This window comes from Pseudofrankia coriaricola, from assembly GCF_032027725.1.
Classification (GTDB): Bacteria; Actinomycetota; Actinomycetes; order Frankiales; family Frankiaceae; genus Pseudofrankia.
Genome location: NZ_JASNFO010000074.1, coordinates 62,107 through 84,144 on the forward strand (window position 1 = coordinate 62,107; position 22,038 = coordinate 84,144).

At 71.9% G+C, this 22,038-nt stretch carries 21 protein-coding genes; 9 read left to right on the plus strand and 12 right to left on the minus strand.

Annotation, left to right across the window (positions count from 1 at the left end):
• Positions 1 to 68: 68 nt before the first annotated feature.
• From QOZ89_RS33110 to soxR, 6 genes are all read right to left on the minus strand, one after another.
• The gene (locus QOZ89_RS33110; protein ID WP_071049707.1) at positions 69 to 1,166 is read right to left on the minus strand and encodes an NADH-quinone oxidoreductase subunit B family protein; all 1,098 of its coding nucleotides are present in this window, start codon (positions 1,164 to 1,166) and stop codon (positions 69 to 71) included.
• Positions 1,163 to 1,918: a hydrogenase maturation protease gene (locus QOZ89_RS33115; protein WP_071049706.1), complete on the minus strand. Its 756-nt coding sequence runs from the start codon at positions 1,916 to 1,918 to the stop codon at positions 1,163 to 1,165. Before QOZ89_RS33115 ends, QOZ89_RS33110 begins: the two co-directional genes overlap by 4 nt.
• Positions 1,915 to 3,669, minus strand: coding sequence for a hypothetical protein (locus tag QOZ89_RS33120; protein WP_312627640.1), 1,755 nt, complete (start codon positions 3,667 to 3,669; stop codon positions 1,915 to 1,917). Before QOZ89_RS33120 ends, QOZ89_RS33115 begins: the two co-directional genes overlap by 4 nt.
• A 73-nt stretch (positions 3,670 to 3,742) precedes the next feature.
• A complete protein-coding gene (gene hypB / locus QOZ89_RS33125; RefSeq protein ID WP_312627642.1) occupies positions 3,743 to 4,693 on the minus strand; it encodes a hydrogenase nickel incorporation protein HypB in 951 nt (316 codons plus the stop codon).
• Positions 4,694 to 4,834: 141 nt separating this feature from the next.
• Positions 4,835 to 5,191 carry a hydrogenase maturation nickel metallochaperone HypA/HybF gene (locus tag QOZ89_RS33130; protein ID WP_312627644.1) on the minus strand — a complete coding sequence of 119 codons (357 nt, stop codon included), beginning with the start codon at positions 5,189 to 5,191 and terminating at the stop codon, positions 4,835 to 4,837.
• Positions 5,192 to 5,551: 360 nt separating this feature from the next.
• Positions 5,552 to 6,022 carry a redox-sensitive transcriptional activator SoxR gene (gene soxR, locus QOZ89_RS33135; RefSeq protein WP_071049703.1) on the minus strand — a complete coding sequence of 157 codons (471 nt, stop codon included), beginning with the start codon at positions 6,020 to 6,022 and terminating at the stop codon, positions 5,552 to 5,554.
• A 103-nt stretch (positions 6,023 to 6,125) separates the two neighbouring features.
• Between soxR and QOZ89_RS33140 the strand changes: the two genes are divergently transcribed.
• Positions 6,126 to 6,935: an SDR family NAD(P)-dependent oxidoreductase gene (locus QOZ89_RS33140; protein ID WP_071049702.1), complete on the plus strand. Its 810-nt coding sequence runs from the start codon at positions 6,126 to 6,128 to the stop codon at positions 6,933 to 6,935.
• Positions 6,932 to 8,002, plus strand: coding sequence for an S-adenosylmethionine:tRNA ribosyltransferase-isomerase (locus QOZ89_RS33145; RefSeq protein WP_071049701.1), 1,071 nt, complete (start codon positions 6,932 to 6,934; stop codon positions 8,000 to 8,002). Before QOZ89_RS33140 ends, QOZ89_RS33145 begins: the two co-directional genes overlap by 4 nt.
• Positions 8,003 to 8,347: 345 nt before the next feature.
• Here the strand turns inward: QOZ89_RS33145 and QOZ89_RS33150 are convergent, their stop codons facing one another.
• The 3 genes from QOZ89_RS33150 to QOZ89_RS33160 all read right to left on the minus strand — a co-directional run bounded on the left by QOZ89_RS33150 (position 8,348) and on the right by QOZ89_RS33160 (position 11,671).
• Positions 8,348 to 9,223 (minus strand): SAM-dependent methyltransferase, encoded by an 876-nt coding sequence (locus QOZ89_RS33150; RefSeq protein ID WP_241841839.1) that lies wholly within the window; start codon positions 9,221 to 9,223, stop codon positions 8,348 to 8,350.
• Between the two features lie 272 nt (positions 9,224 to 9,495).
• Positions 9,496 to 10,293, minus strand: a complete 798-nt coding sequence (locus tag QOZ89_RS33155; protein WP_071049700.1) for a GNAT family N-acetyltransferase — start codon at positions 10,291 to 10,293, stop codon at positions 9,496 to 9,498.
• Between the two features lie 88 nt (positions 10,294 to 10,381).
• Positions 10,382 to 11,671: a wax ester/triacylglycerol synthase domain-containing protein gene (locus tag QOZ89_RS33160; protein WP_241841838.1), complete on the minus strand. Its 1,290-nt coding sequence runs from the start codon at positions 11,669 to 11,671 to the stop codon at positions 10,382 to 10,384.
• Positions 11,672 to 12,390: 719 nt separating this feature from the next.
• Between QOZ89_RS33160 and QOZ89_RS33165 the strand changes: the two genes are divergently transcribed.
• The 3 genes from QOZ89_RS33165 to QOZ89_RS33175 are packed head-to-tail and all read left to right on the plus strand — an operon-like array spanning position 12,391 to position 15,202.
• Positions 12,391 to 12,957: a serine O-acetyltransferase gene (locus QOZ89_RS33165; protein ID WP_071049698.1), complete on the plus strand. Its 567-nt coding sequence runs from the start codon at positions 12,391 to 12,393 to the stop codon at positions 12,955 to 12,957.
• Entirely contained in the window at positions 12,954 to 14,966 is a 2,013-nt protein-coding gene (locus QOZ89_RS33170) for an HAD-IIIC family phosphatase (RefSeq protein WP_312627654.1), read from the plus strand. The genes QOZ89_RS33165 and QOZ89_RS33170 overlap by 4 nt, the downstream gene beginning before the upstream one ends.
• Positions 14,967 to 14,968: 2 nt before the next feature.
• On the plus strand, positions 14,969 to 15,202 hold the full coding sequence (locus QOZ89_RS33175) for an acyl carrier protein (protein WP_071049697.1): 234 nt from the start codon (positions 14,969 to 14,971) through the stop codon (positions 15,200 to 15,202).
• Positions 15,203 to 15,288: 86 nt separating this feature from the next.
• On the opposite strand, the gene QOZ89_RS33180 is transcribed toward QOZ89_RS33175, so the two are convergent.
• Together QOZ89_RS33180 and QOZ89_RS33185 are read right to left on the minus strand one after the other, a co-directional pair.
• A complete protein-coding gene (locus QOZ89_RS33180; RefSeq protein WP_071049696.1) occupies positions 15,289 to 15,684 on the minus strand; it encodes an ArsR/SmtB family transcription factor in 396 nt (131 codons plus the stop codon).
• A complete protein-coding gene (locus tag QOZ89_RS33185) occupies positions 15,685 to 16,395 on the minus strand; it encodes an SRPBCC family protein (protein ID WP_312627656.1) in 711 nt (236 codons plus the stop codon). It abuts the gene before it with no gap.
• Between the two features lie 293 nt (positions 16,396 to 16,688).
• On the opposite strand from QOZ89_RS33185, the gene QOZ89_RS33190 reads away from it, so the two are divergent.
• From QOZ89_RS33190 to QOZ89_RS33205, 4 genes are all read left to right on the plus strand, one after another.
• On the plus strand, positions 16,689 to 17,129 hold the full coding sequence (locus QOZ89_RS33190) for a dimethylamine monooxygenase subunit DmmA family protein (RefSeq protein ID WP_241841837.1): 441 nt from the start codon (positions 16,689 to 16,691) through the stop codon (positions 17,127 to 17,129).
• Between the two features lie 16 nt (positions 17,130 to 17,145).
• Positions 17,146 to 18,093 (plus strand): PDR/VanB family oxidoreductase, encoded by a 948-nt coding sequence (locus QOZ89_RS33195; protein WP_071049693.1) that lies wholly within the window; start codon positions 17,146 to 17,148, stop codon positions 18,091 to 18,093.
• Positions 18,093 to 19,106 (plus strand): heme-dependent oxidative N-demethylase family protein, encoded by a 1,014-nt coding sequence (locus tag QOZ89_RS33200; protein WP_071049692.1) that lies wholly within the window; start codon positions 18,093 to 18,095, stop codon positions 19,104 to 19,106. Before QOZ89_RS33195 ends, QOZ89_RS33200 begins: the two co-directional genes overlap by 1 nt.
• 379 nt (positions 19,107 to 19,485) lie before the next feature.
• A complete protein-coding gene (locus QOZ89_RS33205; protein WP_312627662.1) occupies positions 19,486 to 20,316 on the plus strand; it encodes a DUF4386 family protein in 831 nt (276 codons plus the stop codon).
• A gap of 103 nt (positions 20,317 to 20,419) precedes the next feature.
• On the opposite strand, the gene QOZ89_RS33210 is transcribed toward QOZ89_RS33205, so the two are convergent.
• Complete coding sequence (locus QOZ89_RS33210) at positions 20,420 to 21,949, minus strand: acyl-CoA synthetase (RefSeq protein ID WP_312627664.1); 1,530 nt, start codon at positions 21,947 to 21,949, stop codon at positions 20,420 to 20,422.
• Between the last annotated feature and the right edge of the window lie 89 nt (positions 21,950 to 22,038).

Below are 22,038 nucleotides of genomic sequence, written 5' to 3' on the forward strand. Positions count from 1 at the left end.
CGGGCCTTTCCGGATAGAAGGGTGGGGTGCCTACCCGAGCCAGTGCCGTCCCTGACTGTCCGCCCGCGTCAACGAACCTGGGAAACCTGCCCGTTCGGACGCCAGCGGGGATCGTAGCCGCTCGTCAGCTCGGGGCCGTTGTGGCGCCAGCGCGGCTCCTTGTTGACGGTTGTGTTCGTTATGCCGCGCATTCGCCGGATGAAGGCGCCGTACGGCTTGATGAACTTTGTGGAGAGGCTGGCGCCGGGTGGCATGTCCATGAACGGCATGAACTTGTCCGGGAATCCCGGCATGGTGCAGCCGATGCAGATGCCACCGACGTTCGGGCAGCCGCCGATCCCGCCCATCCAGCCGCGCTTCGGCACGTTGCAGTTGACCACCGGGCCCCAGCAGCCGACCATCACCTGGCATTTGGGTGAGTTGTAGTCCAGGGCGAAGTCGCCCTGCTCGTAATAGCCGGCCCGGTCGCAGCCCTCGTGCACGGTCTTTCCGAACAGCCACTGCGGGCGCAGCAGCTCGTCCAGCGGCGGGGGCGGCGCCGTCCCCGCCGCGTGGTAGAGCACCCAGGTCAGGGTCTCCATGAAGTTGTCCGGCTGGACCGGGCATCCCGGGATGTTCACGATCGGCAGGCCGCCGGTGGACCGGAAATCCCAGCCGAGGTAGTCGGCCAGGCCCATGCAGCCGGTGGGGTTGCCCGCCATCGCGTGGATGCCGCCGTAGGTGGCGCACGTGCCGATCGCGACCACCGCCCACGCCTTTGGCGCGAGGTTGTCGATCCACCAGTTCACCGTCAGCGGCTCCCCGGTGATCAGATCGTTCCCGAAGGAGGTCCAGTACCCGTCGCCGTTGATGTTCTCGTTCGGGACGGAGCCCTCGATCACGAGGATGAACGGGGCGAGGTCGCCGTGCGCGGCCGCCCGGAAGGGGGCGAGATACTCCTCGCCGCCGAGCGTCGGGGACAGCACCTTGTTGTGAAGGTGCACCGTGGGCAGGCCGGGGACGAGTCCCATCAGCACGTCCTCGATCGCCGGCTGCGAGGCGGCGGTGACCGATACGGTGTCGCCGTCGCAGCTCATCCCCTCCGAGATCCAGAGGATGGTCATCTCGTCGAACCCGCGCGGCGCCGATGTCGCCGCGGCTCCGCTGGGAGTCGGTGTGGTGGTCATCGCACGTTCCTCCGTTCCCTGGCGCAGGCCAGTGCGGCCGCCTCATCCCGGGCCAGTCGGATGACCAGGCGCGCGGCGGCATCCACCGAAGCCGCGACCGGCTCCGACAGGTCCATGCCCTCGTCGAGCGCGGCCGGCTGGCAGCCGACGACGAGGACACGGTCGATGTGCCCCCCGAGGCCGCGCAGCAGCGCGAGAACGGCCTCGGGGTGCAGCCCATGGGCATCGAAGCCCGGCGTGCTCTCGACGGCGCCGGTCGTGGTGGCGTCGCGGGCCGCGTCCGCGGTGTCGACCTCCAGCACCTCCACGGTGCCGGGTGGCTTACCGAGCGGCGCCGCATCCACCAGCACGACCGTGGCGTACCGGCCGTCGAGAAGGTCGTACGCGAGGTGCACGCCGCGGATGCCGTAGTCGGCGACGTCCACGCCATCGGGGACTGGGCCAAAGGGTGCGCGATGATGGCGAAGCCTCGCGCGCCCGGAGGCCGTGAGGTCGGGGACTGGGCCGAAGGGTGCGCGATGATGGCGGAGCCTCGCGCGCCCGGAGGCCGTGAGATCGGGCACCAGGTCGGGCGTTATCCGGCGCACGACCTGGACGCCGAACCCGTCGTCGCCGAGAAACACGTTGCCTATTCCCGCGACGAGAACCCGGGGCGCGGTGGGCCCGCCGGGGCGAGTGCCTCGGCCCGGATCCAGCCCGGTGCGGCCCGGATCCAGCCCGGTGGCCGTCGGTCCGGTGGGCAGCGCGGTCATCGCCCGGGCTCCACGGCCGGTGCCGTCCCGCCGTCGGCGGGGGAGACGACCTCGACCTCGTCGGGGGCGAAGTAATAGTGACGCCCATACCACCGATGCAGGTCCGCACCCGGATCGTCGACGAGGATCACGGCGAGGTGCCGCGCGTCGTCGACATCCAGGAAAACCCCCTCGACGACGGCCTCGCGCCCGTCGAGAAACATGTCCTGCGCATCGCTGCCCCGCCCGCGCGGCCGCAGCCGGACGCGGGCTCCCCTGGTCACCCGTACACCGTCGACCAGAACGGCCTCACGGTCGGGTGACACCGCGGCGTCCGCCTCCGGATCCCACCAGCGCGGCGGGGACGGCTCTTGAGCGGACGCCGTCGCCGGTGGCCGGCTCGGCGTCACGTCGCCGGCGTCGGCGTCAGTGACATCGTCAGTGACGCTGACAGCGACGACGTCGGCGCTGGCGATGGAACCCGTGGCCGCTGATGCTGGGCGCAGGGACCGGACGACGCCGTGGAGGCGGGCGAACACGTCGTCGGGGATGAGCTCGACCCGATCGATGATCTTCGCTGCTCGTGGGTCGGTCGCCCGGGCCTCCTGCTTCTCCTCCTCAGTGAGCGTCATCGTCCGCAGCGAGAGGATCTCGTCGATCTCGGTCGCGTCGAACAGGTCACCCGGACTTTCGGGAGCCACGGCGGGGCGGTCGTACAGGATGATCGGGGCGGACAGGACGACGTCGCTGGTGTCGGCCGCGCCCGCCAGCACCGGGAACGTGCGCAGGTTCTCGCACGCCCGGGTGGCCTGTGCCGCCCAGGCCGGAGGATCGAGCACGGAGAGGAACCGCCCGTCGCGCACGCCGAGCAGGGAATGCGTGGCGAGCAGCGCGCGGTGCAGCGCCTCCTGGCGGGAGGCCAGCGTGGCCAGGTCGGTCGCGGTGTTCTCGGTGACGAGGCGCAGCTGCCACGCGGGGAACGGGGTCGCGGCGGCCCACGCGGACAGGGACACCACCGCGGACACCGGCTGCTGGGTGCGGACGATTCTCGTGTCGTGACCGAGCGGCTCGACCGACTCGGTGGCGGGGAAGAACACCTGGCGCTGGCACGGTCCGGCGATCAGCTCGGACAGCTCGACCGCGATGTCGATCTCGCGCTCGACGGCCTCGTCAAAGGTGAGGTACCGGTGGTCACCGCTGGCCGCCGCGTCGACCTCGACGAACTCTGCCTCGACGAACTCTGCCTCGACGAGCTCTGCCTCAGCGGACCCTGCCTCGACGAGCTCTGCCTCGGTGGACTGGGCGCGCTCGTTCCGTCGCTGTACCGAACGGTGTTGTAGATGCAGGAAACGCAGCCGGATGTGGATGACCGCGCTCGGCGGCGCCTCGACCAGGCATTCGGTCTGCTGCTGCCACGAGTCCGACGAACCCGCCATGGTGACGGCGGGGAGGCAGTTCGCCTCGACCCACGGCCGGGGCGCGAGGACACCGAACTGCCAGCGCACCCGGTTCTTTCCAGACGAACGCCGGTAGGGATAAAGCAGGTAGCCCTCATACAGCACCGCGTCGGCGACCGCCCGCGCCGCCGCGAATCCCGGCGGCGGCGGTCCCAGCTCGGCCGACCCGGAGGGCTCGGCCACGTCGCCGGACGCCTCCGGAGCATCCGGCTGCCCGAGGCGGCTTGGTTCGACCGGCGTGGCCGGTGCGTCCCGCCGAGGCGGCACAGCGACCGGCGTGGCCTTGTCGGTCCCGGCGCCGAGGTCCGCGGTCACGACCGCGGCCCCCTGGTCGTGTCGGCCACCCTCAGTGCGCGGCAGCCCAGAACGATGCGCATATCCACTCCGTTCAGGGCGCGGAGGACTCGACTGGCGCGGACGCTGACAAGGAGTCCGTCGGGTCGGTCGGGGGATGGGGGTGGTGGTGATGTGTCGAGCAGGCCGAAATCTCGGCCTCGCGGTGGCCGCGACGGTGACGAAGCCAGCCGTACCAGGCGGACAGGCCCTCGCCCGTCCGGGCGGAGAGCACCATGACCTCGGCCCGCGGGCTGGCGAGGCGAATATGCCGCTCACAGGCCGCCGCGTCGAAGTCGACATGCGGGAGGAGGTCGCACTTGTTGATCAGGACGAGATCGGCGGACGCGAACATCCGGGGGTACTTGGCCGGCTTGTCCTCGCCCTCGGTCACGGCCGTCACGACGACGCGAGCGCCCTCGCCGAGGTCGAAAAGCGCGGGGCAGACCAGGTTGCCGACGTTCTCGACGAATACGAGCGTCCCAGGCGCCAGCGGAAGCGTGCGCAGCCCGCGGTCGAACATCTCCGCGTCAAGATGGCAGCCGTCGCCCGTGTTCACCTGGACCACCGGCGCACCACTGGCCCTGATTCGGTCCGCGTCGAGCACGCCTTCCTGGTCACCTTCGACGACCGCGATCGGCCATTCGGCGTTCAGCGCGCGGATGGTGCGTTCGAGCAGGGTGGTCTTCCCTGCGCCGGGCGAGCTCATCACGTTTACGGCGAGGATGCCCTGGTGAGCCAGCCAATGACGGTTGGAAGCGGCAATGGCGTCGTTCTTCGCGAGCACGCGCTCCTCGAGGGTCACCAGCTGGGCGCCGGCGAGCCCGCGGCCCGACGGAACGATGGCCGGCCGGTCCCCGGGCCCGGGATGGCCCGCGTGCCGGCCATCCGCCCGCGCCGGATCCCGCTCGTCCTTGTCACGGCGTACCGGATCGTCGCCACGGCGTACCGGATCGACGGGGCCGACGATTCTGGGCCGGGCGTCGCCGTCGCACCCACAGGTCACGCACACCCGTTCCCACACCTCCAACGCGGCGCCATCTGGTGATCTCGGGACTTGCCGCCGGGCATGCGAAGGAAGATCATCTTCGCATGCCCTTTGGCTCAAGTGATTTTGTGAGTCTGCCGCCGGGCATGCGAAAGAAGATCATTTTCGCATGCCCTTTGGCTCAGCCGCCACCTCGACCGACGCGACAGTCAGCTCGTCGCCACCGATCACCTCCACGTCGGCGCTGCCGCAGCCGCACAGTGGAAGCGGGGTGTCGATGACGAAGTCGTCCTGCCCGCAGCTTCGGCAGCGCGCCCGCCCGGGCGGGGTGTCGATGTGCAGGCGGGCACCCTCGGCGACGGTGCCGGCGGCGACCAGATCGAAACAGAAACGGACGGCGTGCGGCGCCACGCCCGATACCTGGCCAATCGTGAGGTTGACCGTCAGAACCCGCTGGTTTGGCACCCGGTCGGAAATCATCTCGACAATGCCCTGTGTCACGGAAAGCTCATGCATGCGCGGTTCGCCTGCCCACGGAATGCCTCCCGATGACTTCCACCGGCCCTATCTTCCTGACGGCTACCGATGACCCTCCGCGACCGTCACCTCGCCCATACAATTTAGCGGGGGCCACGGGACGTGTCGCGCCGAGCGGGTGCGGCGATTCCCGTACCGGCGCGGTCACAGAGGGAGCCGGGCTCGCGGCCGGCGTCTCGCGGGTATTTCCCAAAGGCCTGGAAAACATGATGTGAACCCGGTTACCGGCATGCTCTCCGGGCCGCGTCGGTGAGCGGGTGCGATGCTTTCCGTCGGTATGGTCCGGCGGTCTGGAACTGGTCGAGCCAACTCGGCGTGACGGCCGTCCGCCGGGGCCGGTCAGGCGCCGCGGGGTGGGGAGCCGCGCAGGGCGCGGGGAAGGTAGTTCGCGCCAGGGCCGCGCTGCGCGGTGATGTCGCCAGGATTGGACACGGCGCAGCGTTCCAGCGACAGGCAGCCGCAGCCGATGCAGGACTCGAGCCCGTCGCGCAGCTTGAGCAGGGCGGCGATCTGCTCGTCAAGCCGGGTGCGCCACGACTCGGACAGCAGCGCCCAGTCCTCGCGGGTCGGGGTGCGGCCATCCGGCAGCCTTGCCAGGGTCGCCCTGATCTCGTCCAGCGACAGGCCCACGTTCTGCGCGGCGCGGATGAACGCCAGCCTGCGCAGGACGTGGCGCGGGTAGCGGCGCTGGTTCCCGGTCGTGCGAGTGGTCTCGAGCAGCCCCTGGGACTCGTAGTAGCGTAGCGCCGAGGCCGGGAGGCCGCTGCGCGCGGACGTCTCCCCGACGGTCAGCAGATCGGTCGCCCGCACAGCACCCTCCCTCGCCGCCCCGGCAGCCCTCGCGGCTCATCCCGCCTGCCCAGGCGCATTCCGCCCTTGACTTGAAGTTAACTTTAACTATGACGATCGCCGCATGACCAACGATCCTGTCGCACTGATCACCGGCGCGTCGCGGGGGCTGGGCCTCGCCCTGGCCCGTGCCCTCGCCGAACGCGGCTGGCGGGTAGTCGTGGACGGCCGCGACGCCGCGCGCCTCGTGAACGCCGTGGCGTCGACGCCCTCCGTACCGGAGAAGGCCCCCGGTGGCGCGGGGCTCCGCCAGCATCGCGCCGCCCTCGGCCGGATCATCCCGGTCGCCGGCGATGTCACCGATGCGGCGCACCGGCGGGCGCTCGTCGACGCGGCGGCGCGCCTCGGCCGCTTGGACCTCGTCGTCGCCAACGCCAGCGAGCTCGGCCCGAGCCCGCTGCCCGCGCTCGCCGACGCGCCGCTCGACGCGGTCCGCGCCGTCTACGAGACGAATGTGATCGCGCCGTTGGCGCTGGTCCAGCTGGTGCTGCCGCTGCTGCGCGCAGGTGGCGGAACGCTGCTCACGATCAGCTCTGACGCCGCGGTCGAGGCCTACCCGCGCTGGGGCGTGTACGGGCCGTCGAAGGCCGCCCTCGACCACCTCGCCGCCGTCCTCGGCGCCGAGGAGCCGGCGGTGAGCGTGTACGCGGTCGACCCGGGGGACATGCGGACCGAGATGCACCAGCGGGCGTTCCCCGACGAGGACATCTCCGACCGGCCGCCGCCCGAGCAGGTGGTACCGGCGATCCTGCGGCTGATCGCGACACGCCCGGTCAGCGGCCGGTACCTCGCGGTCGATCTCGCGGCTGAGCTCGCGGCCGGTCTCACCGCCGATCGCCCGGCAGATCTCCTGGCGGCGGAGACCGTTCGATGAGCGCCGTCGCGTTCGACCTGCCGACGGGCCTGGAGGCATCCGCGCCGCCCGAGCGCCGCGACGGCGTGCGCCTCCTCGTCGCGCGTCCGAACGGCGTCCGCCACGCGCGCTTCGACGAGTTCGGCGAACATCTGGCGCCCGGCGACCTGGTTGTCGTCAACACCTCCGCGATGCTCCCGGCCGCCGTGAGCGGTTCCCGTCACGGCGACCGGGCCGGGAACCGCGCGGTGGTCGTCCACTTCGCGACGGCGCTCGACGACGGCGACTGGGTCCTCGAGGTACGGGCGGCGGATCCCGCCGGGGTTCCTGCCGGATCGGCGAAGCCGATCTGGGAGGTCGGTACGGGACCGGTCGACGACCTGCGGCGCGGGGAGCGGATCGCGCTGCCCCACGGCGTCTGGCTGACGGTCCACGCGCCACACCCCGCCGGCCAGGACCGGCTGTGGCGGGCGAGCGTGCCGATCGACGGCGGTGTCGTGCCGTACCTGCGGCACGTCGGCCGGCCGATCCGCTACGCGTACGTGCTCGACCCCCAGCCGATGGACGCCTATCGCACCGTGTTCGGCCGCGACCCCGGCAGCGCCGAGATGCCGAGCGCCGGGCGCCCGTTCTCGACGGACCTGGTGACCGACCTGGTCACCCGCGGCATCCTCGTCGCGCCGGTGCTGCTGCACACCGGTGTCTCCTCCCAGGAGCCCGGTGAGCCGCCGCAGGCGGAACGGTTCCGGGTCGACGCGCACACGGCCCGTCTGGTGAACGCGACGCGCCGGTGGGGCGGGCGGGTGGTCGCGGTCGGCACCACCGCCACCCGTGCCCTCGAGTCGGCCACCGGCCCGGACGGGACGGTGCGGGCCGCCGCCGGCTGGACCGACCTCGTCCTCGACCCCCGGCGGGCCGCCCGCACGGTCACCGGGCTGGTCACCGGATGGCACGCGCCCGGAGCCTCGCACCTGGACCTGCTCGAGGCCGTCGCCGGCCCCGACCTCGTCGCCGCCGCGTACCGCGAGGCGCTGCGTGAGCGCTATCTGTGGCACGAGTTCGGTGACAGCTGCCTGCTCCTGCCCTGAACTGCCTTGGAACCGTCCCGGCTTCCGGCCGGACGCGGCCGTCGTGTCGCATCCCATGCGTTCGGACGTCAAGCCGGGTGATGCGAGGCGATGTGGTGCCGGCGAGCATCCGCGCAGCCCGGCCACAGAAGGTGACAGCGCATTGGTGCAGTGCCAAGCCAGCCACGTCCTTAATTCGGCACCACCTCAGCGACCGCCATACGCCTGTGCCTGTGCCTGGCACCACGTGGGGAGGGCGCCCTAGGCCAAAGTCGCTCCCCCGGAGGATCGGCTGGCGCCGATCTTCCGGGACCCCTGCGGCGATGATGGCGGAGCCTCGCGTGGCCGGAGGCCGTCAGACACGGCCTAGGCGCCCGACACGGGGCGAGCGCGTCCAGCGCCTCGCCCCGGCAGACGCGCGAGCCCGCCGTAGCTGGCGATGTCGGACTCCGGGATGTTCTCGGGCTCGCCGGCGGGCCGCCACCGGTGAACCGGCACCAGCCCCGGATCGGTCAGCTCCAGCCCGTCGAAGAACCGGGCGATCTCGGCCCGGGTCCTGGCCTGGAACGGGATTCCCTGGGAGCGGTAGACCTCCGACACCTGGGCGGCGATCTCCGGGGCGACGAAGTCGGGAGTGGCATGGTTGAGCGCCAGGTAGCTGTCCGGGGCCAGGGCGTCCAGCAGCCGGGAGACGATTCCGTCTGGTCCCTGTCCGTCTGGCACGAAATGCAGGATCGCGAACAGGGACAACGCGACCGGTTCGTTCAGGTCGAGCGTCTCCCGCACCTCGGGCGAGGCCAGGATGCCGTCCGGGTCGCGAAGATCGGCCTCAAGGTACGCGGTGCGTCCCTCGGAGGTGCTGGTGAGCAGGGCCCGGGCGTGGGCCAACACGATCGGGTCGTTGTCGACGTAGACGACCCGGGCGTCCGGGGCCACCCGCTGGGCGACCTCATGCAGGTTCGGGCTGGTGGGGATCCCGGTGCCGACGTCCAGGAACTGGCGGACGCCGGCCTCGGCCAGGAAGGCCGTCACTCGGGTCATGAACCGGCGCGCCTGCAGCGCCGTGGTCCGAATCGACGGGAAGAAGGCGAGCGCGGCCTCGCCGGCCGCCCGGTCGGCCGGGAAGTGGTCCTTCCCACCGAGGAAGTAGTCGTACATTCGCGCCGGATGCGGGACGTCGGTACGAAGATCCAACGGTGGTCGGCGCCCCGTCGGCAGTTCCGCGCTCTCGTCCTCGCCCACGATGCCCACCTCCGACCTTGGTGATCCGCCGCCCGCCAGGGCCCGCCAGGAGGCGCGCGCCTGGGGCCTGCCGCGTTGTGTCGTGCCGTCAGGCCCGGGTGGTTCGATTATCACGAAGCGGAGGGACGGGACCGCACGGACCTACCAGAACGAACACGTACCGTCACCATTCGCGTCCACGCTCGCGCTCGCGTCGCGACCGGACCGGCTTGGGCCTCTGCCGCCGGGTCGACTCCACCGCCATCACCATCGCCGGGCGGGCCGGCGGATGGTCATTGACCGGGCGCGCGCTGGAGTTGGACCTGATGTTCGGTGTCGGTGAAGCCGAGCGCGCGGTAGACGCGGATGGCCTGGTCGTCGGGGTCGGCGACGATGACCAGCGTGCGAGCGCCGAGCTCGCGGACGCCCCACTGCCCAAGGCCGTGGACGACGGCCGAGGCCAGGCCGCCCCGCCGAAAGTCCGGGTGGGTCTCGACGTTCTGGTAGCGGGCGAGCTCGCCGCCGTCGCCGACCAGGCCCGCGCCGGACCGCAGCCGGCCGTCGACGAAGGCGCCGAACCAGATGCCACCACCCGCCTCGCAGAGCCGGCGTTCTTCGGTGACCGCCCTCGCGATGAACAGCCGTTCCTCGGCCGATGGTTCCTCGTCGTCATGGCAGACGGCGCGGAGCTGGGCCGCCTGTGCCCAGTCGTCGTCGCCGACCAGCGGTCGGATGGCGGCGCCCGTCACCGGGCGGGTGGGAGGAACGAGCCGAGTGGCGGTCAGGACCGAGTTCACCTCCACCGTCACCCCGAGCCGGGTGAGCTCGGATTCGTCACCGGCATCGCCGTCGCCACTGTCCACGCCCAGGGCGAGATGCGCTGCCCGTGGGAACGCGTCGGCGAACGTGGCCGCCCAGCGGTCCGCGTCGCCGCGGCGCGCCGGGCCGTCGACCAGGATGAAGTTCCCCCACCAGAACCCGGGGTTGGCCGGGGTGCGGACGACCAGGTGAGACGCATGCTCAGTGATGAGAGAGCCCGTCAGCCTCCGCACCATCAAATCGGTCCGGTACCCGAGCGAGGTCACCTTCATTTCGTGATCATAGAGCCGCGCGCGAACGGGACCGCCGGCGCGGAGACCTGGTTCGTCCGGCCCGGCGGTCCTTGTCGGGTGGTCCTCGTCAGGTCGTGGCCGTGGTGGCCGTCGCGGGGGCCGCGGGGGCCGCGGCCTGGGCTGGGACGGCGGTGAGGCCGGCGGCCTGCTCCAGGCGGTCGAGTTCGGCGAGCCAGAGGCTGACCAGCCGGGCGCCGTCCGGCACGTTGCCGTTGACCGCGACGGACAGCGCGGCCGTCGGGCCGAGGACGCCCAGCATGACGAACAGGCGCTGCCCGGGAAGAAGTACCGGGATCGGCATCCCGCCGGTGACCGGGCAGCCCGCCACAGCCATCGGACCGGACAGGACGCCGACGTTCGACGTGGTCACCGGCACCCTTCGGGAATCCATTCCCATCGCCACCGCCATGGACCCGAAGCGGGCCGGGATCTTCTCGAACCACCAGCGCTCGCCCGCCGCCACGTTCTCGGCGCCGCGGTAGCGTGACGTCTGCCGCCGTATTACCTCGAAACGGCTCCAGGGCGATACCGGACCGCGGGGCAGGGAAACGCGTGCGCCCACGACATAGTTGCCCAGGCCGCCGAACTCCTCTTTCCGGCGGATGCTGACCGGCATCAGCGCCCGTACCTCGCGGCGCCCGCCGACCGGCCGCGACCAGGAATCGAGGGCGCCGGCCAGCGCGACCAGGAAGACGTCGTTGACGGTGGCGTCGTAGGTGCGGGCGAGAGCGCGCAGCCGCTCGGCGTTCGTCGTCGCCCAGTGCAGGTTGTGACGTCTCGACCATGGCCGTGTCAGTGCCTCCAGGCTGCCGGCCGGTGCTGCCCAGCCGAGGAGACGCCCCAGAGCCACCGCCAGCACGCGGGGGGTGACCTGCCCATCGCGCCCCCGGCGCGGCGGCGCGGCGGCCGGGCCTTCGCCGAAGAGCATGCCCAGTACCTGGTGCAGCGCCGCCCCGTCGAGCCAGATGTGGCTGGCGCGGAACAGGACATGGAACTCGTCCGCGCCGGGACCGGGCAGCAGGCAGATCTCCCACGGCGGCGCGTCCAGCGAGATCGGCGCCCGGCAGCGCCACTCGACGAAGCCCCGCAGCTCCGCCTCTCCCGCGCTCGCTGACAGGTGGTGCTCCCGGACATGGGCCGATACGTCGAATCCCGGCTCGGGTATCCAGGCGGGCCATCCGGACCGGCCCGCGGCGGCCACGAGCCGGTGCGTCAGGACCGGGAACCTCCGCGCCCGGTCGAGCACCGCGGCTCGTACGGCGGTGAGATCGCAGGTTCCCGCCACCCGCAGCAGATAAGCGACCGCCAGCGGCGCGGCACTGTTTTTCCGCTGATAACCGAGAAGTGCGCTGTCCATCCTGCTCAGCGGATGAGACCCCGTTTCGAAAACCGCCTCAGGACGCATTCAAACCCCCCACATCGCAGGACGACCTTCCCCGTCGATGGTCCGAAAAAACGAGCATGACGACGGAGGAGTTACACCTGCCGTACGAACGGGAACTACCATGGAACCGTAGGACGGCGTAGTCGCCGTTGATTCATCCGCCCGTTCTGCGCAGCGATACCGGAGGTTCGCGGGAAACCATTCCTTGGTTTCCGACCGGGCCTTCCCGCGCCATGGGCGCAATCGGTGTCCCGGGGAAGCCGGGCGGAAGGGGTGACAGTCCCGCCCACGAGGTGCCAGTGGCCGCGAGGCGCCCGTCGCGCCTATTGCGGCCGTCACGGCCGTCACGACCATGACCGCCGTCACAACAGTCACGGCGGTCACGGCCGCGTGGGCCTAGGGCGAGCGAGCCGCGGTCGCCCATGATCGCCACGAGCGTGTTGTCGTGGTCGTGATTTCGCCGGATCCACAACCGGACGGCCACCTGTAGCCCGGCGACGACGCGCGGCGTTGGGCGGCCGGCCGCCGCGGCGGCCGTGTGGAGCCAGGCGCGCGGGTGTGGTCTGAGCGCGAGGCCACCGGGCCCGTCTTGCGCTGACCCTACTGTTACGTAACTGTATGGTTGGAAAAGGTGGAGGCGGCGCGGAGGGTCCGGCTGGATGGGCAGACAGACAGGTCGTGGCAGGTTCACCGTGGCAGCCGTCGATGGAACCGGTGCGCCCGAACCGGGGCCCGCCGCGGGCCCGAGCCTTGGGGCCCTGATCCGGGAGGACTGGATCAATCATGGCCGTTCCTTCGTCCATCCCGGCCTGCACGCGCTGGTCGCGTACCGGGTGGGCCACTGGCGGCTCACGGCACCCGTGCGGCTTCGGTCGCCGGTCGGCATCATCTACAAACTTGTCAACGAACTTGTGATCCGTAGCCTGTACGGGGTGGAGATCGCCGACGAGGCGGTCATCGGCCGGCGGGTCCGGATCGGGCATCACCAGGCGGTCCAGATTCCCGCGTTCTGTGTGGTGGGTGACGACTGCCTCATCCGGCACAACGTCACGATCGGGTTCGCCTCCGGCCAGGCACCCCGGGACGCCGTGCCGGCGATCGGCGCCAGGGTGGAGATCGGCCCCGGTTCGCACCTGCTCGGCCCCATCGCGATCGGGGACGACGTCAGGATCGGGCCGAACTCGATCGTGACCGTCGACGTCCCGGCTGGTGCGACCGTGTTCGCGGCGCCCGCCCGGGTGATGAAGCGGGCTACATGAGCACGGGACAGGACGACGGCCGGGATGCTGGGGCCGCCGCGATGCGGACCGGTCTCGACCGGGCGCGGGCGGCCGAACAGGCGGGCGACGCCGCCGGCGCGGTGCGGTGGGCGCTGGCCGCGACCGACGCGGGCGACGATCTGGCCGCCTGGTCGGCCGCCGCCGGCGTCGTCGCGCGCTGCCTGCCGAGGGCGGGGTCGCTTTCCCGCAAGGCGCGGGTGGCCGTGCTCGGCAGCTACACGACGTCGCAGCTCTCGGCGCTGCTGCCGGTGGCGGCGGCGCGAGCGGGAGTCGCGGTCGAGGTCTACGAGTGCGGCTACGGGCAGTATCGCCAGGAGATCCTCGACCCGTCGAGCGGGCTGTACCGGTTCGGCCCGGACGTCGTCGTCCTCGCGGTGCACGCCGGCGAGGCCCAGCTGCCGGCGATGAGCCAGGACCCGGCCGCGGACGTGGCGGCGGAGGCCGCCCGCTGGACGTCGCTGTGGGACCTGCTCGTCGACCGGACCGGCGCCCGGGTCGTGCAGCACCTGTTCGCCGTCCCGCCGGACGTCGCGCTGGGGCACCTGGCCGCGAGCACTCCGGGCTGCCGGGCCACGATGCTCGCCGCGGTGAACGCCGCGCTCGGGCGGGCGGCCGGCAGCCGCGTGGCGCTGGTCGACTGCGACCGGCTCGCCGCCGAGGTCGGCAAGCGGCGGTGGTTCGACGCCCGCTACTGGCACCGGGCCAAGCAGGCGGTGTCGCTCGGTTGCGTGCCGCTGCTTGCCCGGCACACCGCCGCCGTGCTCGGCGCCCAGCTCGGCGCCAGTCGCAAGTGCCTGGTGCTCGACCTGGACAACACGCTGTGGGGCGGCGTGCTGGGCGAGGAGGGCCTCGGCGGCATCGCCTTGGGCGACGGCCCCGCTGGTGAGGCGTTCACCGCATTTCAGGACCACATCCTGGAACTGAAGGCCAAGGGCGTCATCCTCGCGGTCTGCTCGAAGAACAACGACGCCGACGCGCGCGAGGTGTTCGAACGTCATCCGGCGATGCGGCTCCGGCTCGACGACATCGCCATGTTCTCCGCGTCGTGGGCGGACAAGCCGGCGCAGATCCGCCAGATCGCGAGCACGCTCGGCATCGGCCTCGACTCGCTGGTCTTCGTCGACGACAACCCCGCGGAACGGGAAGTGGTGCGCCAGCTGGTCGGTGAGGTCGACGTGATCGACCTGCCATCCGACCCGCACGGCTACGTGCGGGCGCTGGCGTCCTATCCGTTCTTCGAGACCCCGGCCCTCACCGCGGAGGACGCGGACCGCGCCGCGCAGTACCGCGCCCGCGCCCAGGCCGCCCAGCTCGCCGCCGACGCCACGTCGCTGGAGGACTTCCACCGAAGCCTCGCCATGGTCGCCACCGTCGTCCCCCTCGACGAGGTCACCCTGCCGCGGGTCGCGCAGCTGGTCGCCAAGACCAACCAGTTCAACCTCACCGGCCGGCGCCGGAGCCAGGCCGAGCTCGCCGAGCTCGCCGCCGACCCGCGCACCTCGGTGCTCTGCGTCCGGCTCACCGACCAGTTCGCCGACCACGGTCTGGTCGCCGTCGCGATCGCCAGCCAGGAGCACGACGTGCTCGACATCGACACCTGGCTGATGAGCTGCCGAGTGATCGGCCGGACGCTGGAGGACGAGACAGCCGGGCTTCTCGTTGCCGAGGCGCGCCGTCGCGGCTGCCGCTACCTGCGTGGGCACCACGTACCGACGGCCAAGAACGGGCTGGTCGCCGACCTGTTCGCCCGCCTTGGATTCGCCCTCGCCGAGCCGGCTTCCTCCAACGGAGTTCGTTCGGGCGGTGCTGGTGCGGACGGCGTGGGTGCGGACGGGCTTCGTTCGGACAGACGTCGCTCCGATGGCGGCCTGCCCGAACGTCACTCCGGCGCGACCTCGTGGCTGCTTGCCGTCGACGGCGCCGGTAGCCCGCCCGGCCTCATCCAGATCACCCGAACCGACCGGGAACTCGAAGGGACCGCGAGCTGACCATGGACGATCGACTCCAGCAGGTCTTCCGGGAGATCTTCGGTGACGACGCCCTCGTCGTCACCGACGACACGACCGCCGCCGACATCCCCGCCTGGGACTCGCTGGCGCATATCAATCTCATGTTCGCCGTCGAGAACGAGTTCGAGATCGACATCCCGGACGACAGGCTCGGCTCCTTCGCCACCGTCGGTCAACTACGCCAGTTCCTCGAGACGCGAGCCGCCGCCCGCTGAGCCGGGCGAGCACCGGGCACCGCCGGGGCACGGCCGAGCCGAGGCTGTCCGGCTCGGGTGGCACCCCACGTACTGAGGAAGGCGCCTCACGCGGACTGGCCGCGCTGCCGTCCCGATGCCTCCGCCTCGCTGACGGGGCTGGCCTGGCGGCCGCGGCGGCCGCGGGCGACCTCGGTGGCCAGGGCGTCGAGCGGCTGGGCGAACGGCGCCAGCGGGTCGGCGGACAGGGCGGCCAGCCAGTCCCGCGCGGCGTCGAGGCCGGCCTGGTCGAGGGCGTAGTACCTGTGGGTGCCCTCGGCCCGCACGGTCACCAGCCCGGCCGCGCGCAGCACCTTGAGGTGCTGCGAGACGGCGGGCTGCGAGATCGGCGTCCGCGCTCGCAGCGCGGCGACGACCGTCCCCACCGGCTGCTCGCCGGTGGCGAGGAACTCCAGGATCTGCCGGCGGACCGGTTCGCCAAGCGCCTCGAAGACACCGTCCACCTAGCTCCCGGCGCTCTCGTCCTCGCCCGTCTCGGGCGCGGCATCCGTGGAGGCGGCATCCGTGGGAGCGGCATCGTCGGGGACGACGGTGTAGAAGGTCACGGTGCGCGCGGCGGCCTCATGCGCCGGCCCCGGCTCGTCGCCGTCGCCGACCGCGGCGTCGGCCCAGCCCGCCGCCGAGCGCCGCACGAACTCGACACCGTCCGGCGTCGTGGCGAAGGCGGCCCCCTCGGCCGGGTCGACCGGCATTCCGCTGTCGAGGTGCAGACCGAGACCCATCAGAGCCAGGTCCCAGCCGACGCCGACCGCGCCGGGGCCGAACTGGTTCCAGAATTCGGGGTCGACGGGTGACTCGTGAACCAACTCGAGGGTGGTGCCATCGCCAGCCGGCGTGAGGGTGATGTCCAGCCACGACACCATGCCGCCGAACTCCCAGGTCACGGCGAACGACTCGGGCTCCTCGCAGCGCTCGACGATGCCGCCGGCGTTGCCCTCGAGCTGGTAGCGGCCACCTAGCGCCAGATCGCCGCTGACCGGCAGGAACCAGCGGGGGATGCGGTCGACATTGGTCAGGGCGTCCCAGAGATCGGTCTGGTCGGTGCGATACGTCCGGTGGGCCACGGCGATCTTCGTTGGCATCCCGTTCCGGGAGCCGCTGCGGATCTCGCGGGCCACAAGCCCGGCCGTCGCGACGGGGTCGATGGTGTTCATGACTCGACTATATAAGTCATAGCTTATTTATCGGCGGGTGGGTGGGACATGTTCCTACTGGCGAGTGAGAGGACGTGCTCCGACGCGGTCGTGCGGACATCGCGTGAGTCGAGGCCGCTGAGTCGAGGCGGGCTGAGTCGAGGTCGCCGAGGCGGCCGTCGCCGACGCGGCTCGCGGCGTCGGCCTACTGTTGGTCGGTGCCGAGCCTGGCTCATACGAGCGTGCCGCCGTGGGCGCGTCCGGGAGCCCCGGCGTCTCCGCCCGCCGATGCCAGCGGCGCCACGTACGTTCTGGTGGGCGTGGGCCCGGGGGCGACGGACGTTCTGGCGTCCTGGCGGGATGAGCTCACCCGGCGCGCTGGCCGTCCCAGCCCGCTGGTGCTGTGCGCCGACGACGTGGGGACGGCGTGCGAACAGCTCGCGGCGGCCCTGGCCGAGGCGCGGGTCGGCGTTCGGGTGCGCGTGGCGGGTTCCGTCGGCAGCTGCCTTACCCTGCGGGCAACGGCGATCGCGGCCGGTCTCGAGGACGACGAGCTGTACGTCGCCCCGACTGGGAGCGGACCGGTCGAGGTGGCGTGTGTCCACTGCGGCGGCGTCGCGTCGGCCGAGGCCGCGATCGGCGACGTCGTCGGCTGCCCGGGCTGTGGACGTGACCTGCTCGTCTACTACCACGTGTCACGCCGGCTCGGCCGGTTCCTGGGATTCCAGGGGGACGCCGGGGCCATCGCCGAATGAGCACCGTGAGCGCCGAATGAGCCTCGGAGTGGATCTCGAACTGGTCGTCGCCGCTGTCGACGAGCCGGTGCCGGGAGTCCGGAGCATCCGGCTGGCCGCGCCCGACGGGCGCGAGCTGCCGGGCTTCGTCCCAGGCAGCCACCTTCTGCTGGACTGCGGTGGCCGGGTAAACGCCTACAGCCTCACCTCCGACGGCTTTTGCCCCAGGGAATACGCCGTCTCGGTGCTTCTGGTGGAGAACGGCTTCGGTGGATCGCGCTGGATACACGAGCGTCTCGCGCCGGACGACCGAGTGGCGGCCCGCCTACCGCGAAGCGCGTTTCCACCGGTTGCGCGAGCCCGTCGGCACCTGCTGGTCGCGGGTGGCATCGGGGTGACGCCGATCGTCTCGCATCTACGGGCCGCCCGTCGGCGTGGCCACGACGTGCGGGTCCTTTACACCTACCGTGCCGGGCGTGGCGCCCACGCCGACGACGTCGTCGAGCTTTCTGACGGCCGTGCCGAGCTCTTCACGGACCGCCGCGCGTTCTCCACCCGGGTCGAGGAAGCGCTGGCCGACCAGCCGCTGGGAACGCATCTGTACGTCTGCGGCCCGGCCGCGTTGACCGAGCGGGTGGTCGGCACCGCCGCCGCCCTCGGTTGGCCGGCGTCGAGGATCCATACCGAGCGGTTCGGCACGGTCGCCCTCGATCCTGGTGATTCCTTCGACGTCGTCCTCACCAGGACTGGCGGGACGTTGACGGTCCCCAGCGGTACCAGCCTGCTCGCGGCGCTCGAAGACGCCGGCCTCGATGTCGCGAGCCGCTGCCGGCAGGGCGTATGCGGTGAGTGCCGGATTCCGGTCACCGCCGGGCGTCCGCTGCACCGCGACCTGTTCCTGTCCGAGGAGGAGAGATCCACCGGCGCCTGGGTCATGCCCTGCGTCTCCCGAGCGGACGGGTCCGGCCTGGAGGTTCCGCTCTGATGAGCGCCCCGGAATCGTCGTCGCTGCTTCGCGGCTTCCCTTTTCCCTTCACCGACGAGCGTTTCCGGTACAGCACCAACGTCGAGCCCGCCGGCGTGCCGGTCCATACCGCGGCCGGCCGGTGGGGCGCGGCGGTCGTCGACATCGACGGCGAATACCACCGTGAGCTCCAGGAACGCGCCCGGATTCTCGCTCAGGACCCGACGCGGCACGCGGTCCCGACACACATGCGCACGGCGGCGTGGGACGCCACCCTCACCCTTCTGCGCGAGCTGGCCGCGAGCTACCCGGCCGACATGCTCCTCACCCGGACGGGCATCAACCGCTGGCGCTGGGAGAACCGCCGGCTCGGCGTCGAGGCGGACTTCGTCTACGGCGATGACGCGACGCTGCCCGGCGGGCCGCTGCACTGGGTCGCGAACCAGGTTCAGGAGGACATCGTTCTGCTCGACGCGCGGGCGGGCCAGCTCTGGGTCGATGCCGGCGTCGTGACCTTCGCGTCCGCCTGGAGCTTCGGGTTCGACCTGGGCATGAGTTTTCTAGAGATCCACGGCCCGGTCCCGCGTATCCATTCCGAAGGCGTCATTACCCGCGCACAGGAGTTCATCAGGCGACTTCAGCCGCACCAGCCCTACCGCCGGACCAACTGGGGAGTGAACGTCGGCCGGCGGCTCGACGTCTCCCTCGAGCGCTATCCCGACTGGGCTCCGGACCGGGCGCGGATGCGGCGGGCCGACGACGGGTCGTTCGGGCGGCTGCTCCACCTGCGGGTCGAGGTGCAGCACCTCGTTCGGCTCCCGGACTCCGGAGCGGTCATGTTCCTGATCCGCACCTACCTGCTCTCGTTCGAGCAGCTCGCGACCGTCGAGCCCTGGCGTCGTCGCACCGCCGACGTTCTTGCTCACCTGCCCGACGACATCGCCGAGTACAAGGGCGTCGCCAACCTGCGCGACCGCGCCGTCGCCTGGCTGCGCGCCGCCGACGCGCCGCCGGCCGGCCCGGCCCCGCACTGACCGGGCCAGGGGCCGGTCAGTGGGACCGTGCAGGCCCAGCGCGCCGGCGAACGCGGTCCCGCCGCGCGGCACCGCGGTGGCCAGGTGCGCGCCAGCGAGCCGGGCGAGGATCCCGGCGACCAGGGCGACAATGAGCGCGAGCGCCGCGCACAGCGCGACGGATGACCCGACTGATGGCGCGGTGCGGCGACGTCCACGGGGACCTCACCGGGACGTCCCGGTGACGCCGCGCGCCGCCGAGGTCTCGGCGCGCGGCACGACTCAACGTTCCTTCGTCCGGTCCACAACCGCGACTCAACCGGCATCCGGCACGGTCGACGCGTAACGCTCCCGCGGCCCGACCACGCCACGAACCATCGCAGCTCGCGGGACTCGCCAGGTGGGTTCCCCGGCGAGCCAGATCGGCCAGCTGGCGTTGCGTTCGCTGTCACGGATCTCGATGGAGGACTCGATGATGTCCAACCGGCACGTCGCCCGCCTCGCCGGCGCCCTGTTCCTGATCGTCATCGCCGCCGTCCTGGCCAGCTCGGTCCTTCAGGGCGGCGTCAGCGGCGCTGACGACATCGCCGACACGTTCCGCACCGTCGCCGACAACACGGTCAGCATCCGGGCCAGCACGGTGCTGCTCATGGTCGCCGGCGTGGGCACGCTGGCGCTCGCGGCCATGCTCTATGCCCTGACCAAACGGCAGGACGAGAACCTGGCGATCCTGGCACTTGCCTGCCGCGTGGTGGAGGCGGCGCTCTACGCCGTCAAGATCCTTAGCGTGCTGATCCTGCTGTCGCTCAGCCAGGCGCCGACCGCCGGTGAACAGGAGCTGGGCGCTGTCGTGGCCGACGTGGCGTCGTGGAGCACCAACGTCGGAGCCGCCTTCTTCGCGGTGGGCAGCACGCTGTTCGCGTACCTGCTGCTCAGGGCCCGCTCGATTCCCGTCCCGCTGGCCGCACTCGGCGTGGGGGCCTCGCTCATCCTGGTCGTCGGGGTACCGCTGGAGACCGCCGCCAGCCGAACCACGGCCGAGGGCGCTTCGATCATCATGTGGCTGCCGATGTTCGTCTTCGAGATCGCAACCGGCGTGTGGCTGCTGGTGAGGGGCGCCCGGACTCCCATCCCGGACACCAGTCTCGTAGCCCCGGCCGGCGACGTCCGGACGCGGTCCGAGCTTGCCGTACGACTGCCAGCCTCTCAGGCCGCGCAGCCGGGAGCGTGAGGAGACGCCAGCGGTCGGGCCGGGCGGGGACGGCGACTCGCCGGGACAGTGGCGCGAGCGGTTCGATCTACTTGGCCAATCCTCTGCCCACGGCGTCGCGGTCTCAGGAGCTGGCCAGGATCTTTTTCTGGACCTTCCCCATGGCGTTGCGCGGGAGGCCGTCGACGACACGGACCTCGCGGGGGCGCTTGTGGACCGACAGCTGCTCGGCGACGAACGCGGACACGGCCTCCGGGTCGACCGGCGCCGTGCCGTCGCCGACGACGTAGGCGACGATGCGCTGGCCCAGGTCGGCGTCCGCGACGCCGATGACGGCGGCCTCGGTGATCGCGGGATGCGCGAGCAGCGCCGCCTCGACCTCGCCGGCCCCGATCCGGTACCCGCCGCTCTTGATGAGGTCGACGGAGGTCCGACCGACGATCCGGTGCCAGCCGTCGGGGCCGATGACCGCCGCGTCGCCGGTCCGGAACCAGCCGTCGGGCGTCCAGCTGGCCGCGGTCGCCTCCGCGAGGCCCAGGTAGCCGTCGAACAGGGTCGCGCCGCGGACCTGCAGCTCACCGACGGACTCGCCGTCACGCGGCACGTCAACGACGTCCTCACCGCCGTGCGGGCTGAGCGGCGCACCGGCGTCATCGGCGCTGTCCGCGGCGTCGGTGGCGTCGGGGATCGGCGCCAGGCGGGTCGTCACGGTGGGCAGCGGCAGGCCGACCCAGCCGGGCCGGCGCTCGCCGTCGGCGCGAACCGCCACCGTGATCAGGCTTTCGGTCATCCCGTAGCGTTCGACGGGCACCAGCCCGGTGAGCTCGTGCAGCCGCCGCGCCACCGGGACCGGCAGAGGGGCGCTGCCGGAGACCAGCAGCCGGGCCCGGCCGAGCGACGCCGCGGCCGCCGGGTCGTCGCACACCCGTGACCAGACCGTCGGCACGCCGAAGTAGAGGCTTCCGCCGTGCCGCTCCGCCGCCGCCGCGTAGTCGGCGGGGCGCGGCCGCCGGGTGTGAACCAGCGGGCTACCGACTCGCAGCGCGCCGAGAACCCCGAGCACCAGTCCGTGTATGTGGAACAGCGGCAGCCCGTGGACGAGCACGTCGTCGGGCGTCCACGCCCAGGCGTCCGTGAGCGCGTCCAGACAGGCGGCGATCGCCCGCCTGGACGTCACGACGCCCTTGGGTGCCCCGGTCGTCCCGGATGTGTACATGACCATCGCGGCCGAGGCGGGATCCGGCTCCGGGAAGGTGCCGCCGGATCGGCGGGCGGGGTCGACCGGCACCACCGACAGCCCGCGGCCGCTGCCGCCCGCCGCACCGTCTTCGGCGGGCGGCTCGCCGAGCCACAGCTCGGCTTTGGAGTCCGTGAGGATGTGCGCGCGCTCCCGCGGGCCGGCGTCGGCTGGCACCGGCACCACCGTGACGCCGCCGAGCAGGCAGCCGACGATCCCTACGACTGTGGGCAGGCTCGCCGATCCGGGCACCGCCACGACCCTGGCCCCGGCGACCTCGTCGGCGACGGCCGCCGCGGCGGCCCAGAGCTCCCCGCGCCGCATCGCCTCACCCGCGATCCGCACCGCCGTTCGGTCTGCCAGCCTTCCGGTCGCCGCGACGCCGTCCGCGGTACCGAGCAGCCGGTGCACGTTCACGCGGGTACCTCTTCCCATTCCAGTTCCAGTCCGGCGGCGCCGCGGCGCGAGCCGCGAGGGCTCGAGGCGGGCGGGGTCCATCGTGCACT

Excerpts from the sequence above, each read along its gene's own strand:
- QOZ89_RS33110 (WP_071049707.1), bottom strand. The coding sequence starts at position 1,166 with ATGACCACCACACCGACTCCCAGCGGAGCCGCGGCGACATCGGCGCCG.
- QOZ89_RS33115 (WP_071049706.1), bottom strand. The coding sequence starts at position 1,918 with ATGACCGCGCTGCCCACCGGACCGACGGCCACCGGGCTGGATCCGGGC.
- QOZ89_RS33130 (WP_312627644.1), bottom strand. The coding sequence starts at position 5,191 with ATGCATGAGCTTTCCGTGACACAGGGCATTGTCGAGATGATTTCCGAC.
- QOZ89_RS33140 (WP_071049702.1), top strand. The coding sequence starts at position 6,126 with ATGACCAACGATCCTGTCGCACTGATCACCGGCGCGTCGCGGGGGCTG.
- QOZ89_RS33145 (WP_071049701.1), top strand. The coding sequence starts at position 6,932 with ATGAGCGCCGTCGCGTTCGACCTGCCGACGGGCCTGGAGGCATCCGCG.
- QOZ89_RS33155 (WP_071049700.1), bottom strand. The coding sequence starts at position 10,293 with ATGAAGGTGACCTCGCTCGGGTACCGGACCGATTTGATGGTGCGGAGG.
- QOZ89_RS33160 (WP_241841838.1), bottom strand. The coding sequence starts at position 11,671 with ATGGACAGCGCACTTCTCGGTTATCAGCGGAAAAACAGTGCCGCGCCG.
- QOZ89_RS33170 (WP_312627654.1), top strand. The coding sequence starts at position 12,954 with ATGAGCACGGGACAGGACGACGGCCGGGATGCTGGGGCCGCCGCGATG.
- QOZ89_RS33175 (WP_071049697.1), top strand. The coding sequence starts at position 14,969 with ATGGACGATCGACTCCAGCAGGTCTTCCGGGAGATCTTCGGTGACGAC.
- QOZ89_RS33185 (WP_312627656.1), bottom strand. The coding sequence starts at position 16,395 with ATGAACACCATCGACCCCGTCGCGACGGCCGGGCTTGTGGCCCGCGAG.
- QOZ89_RS33195 (WP_071049693.1), top strand. The coding sequence starts at position 17,146 with ATGAGCCTCGGAGTGGATCTCGAACTGGTCGTCGCCGCTGTCGACGAG.
- QOZ89_RS33200 (WP_071049692.1), top strand. The coding sequence starts at position 18,093 with ATGAGCGCCCCGGAATCGTCGTCGCTGCTTCGCGGCTTCCCTTTTCCC.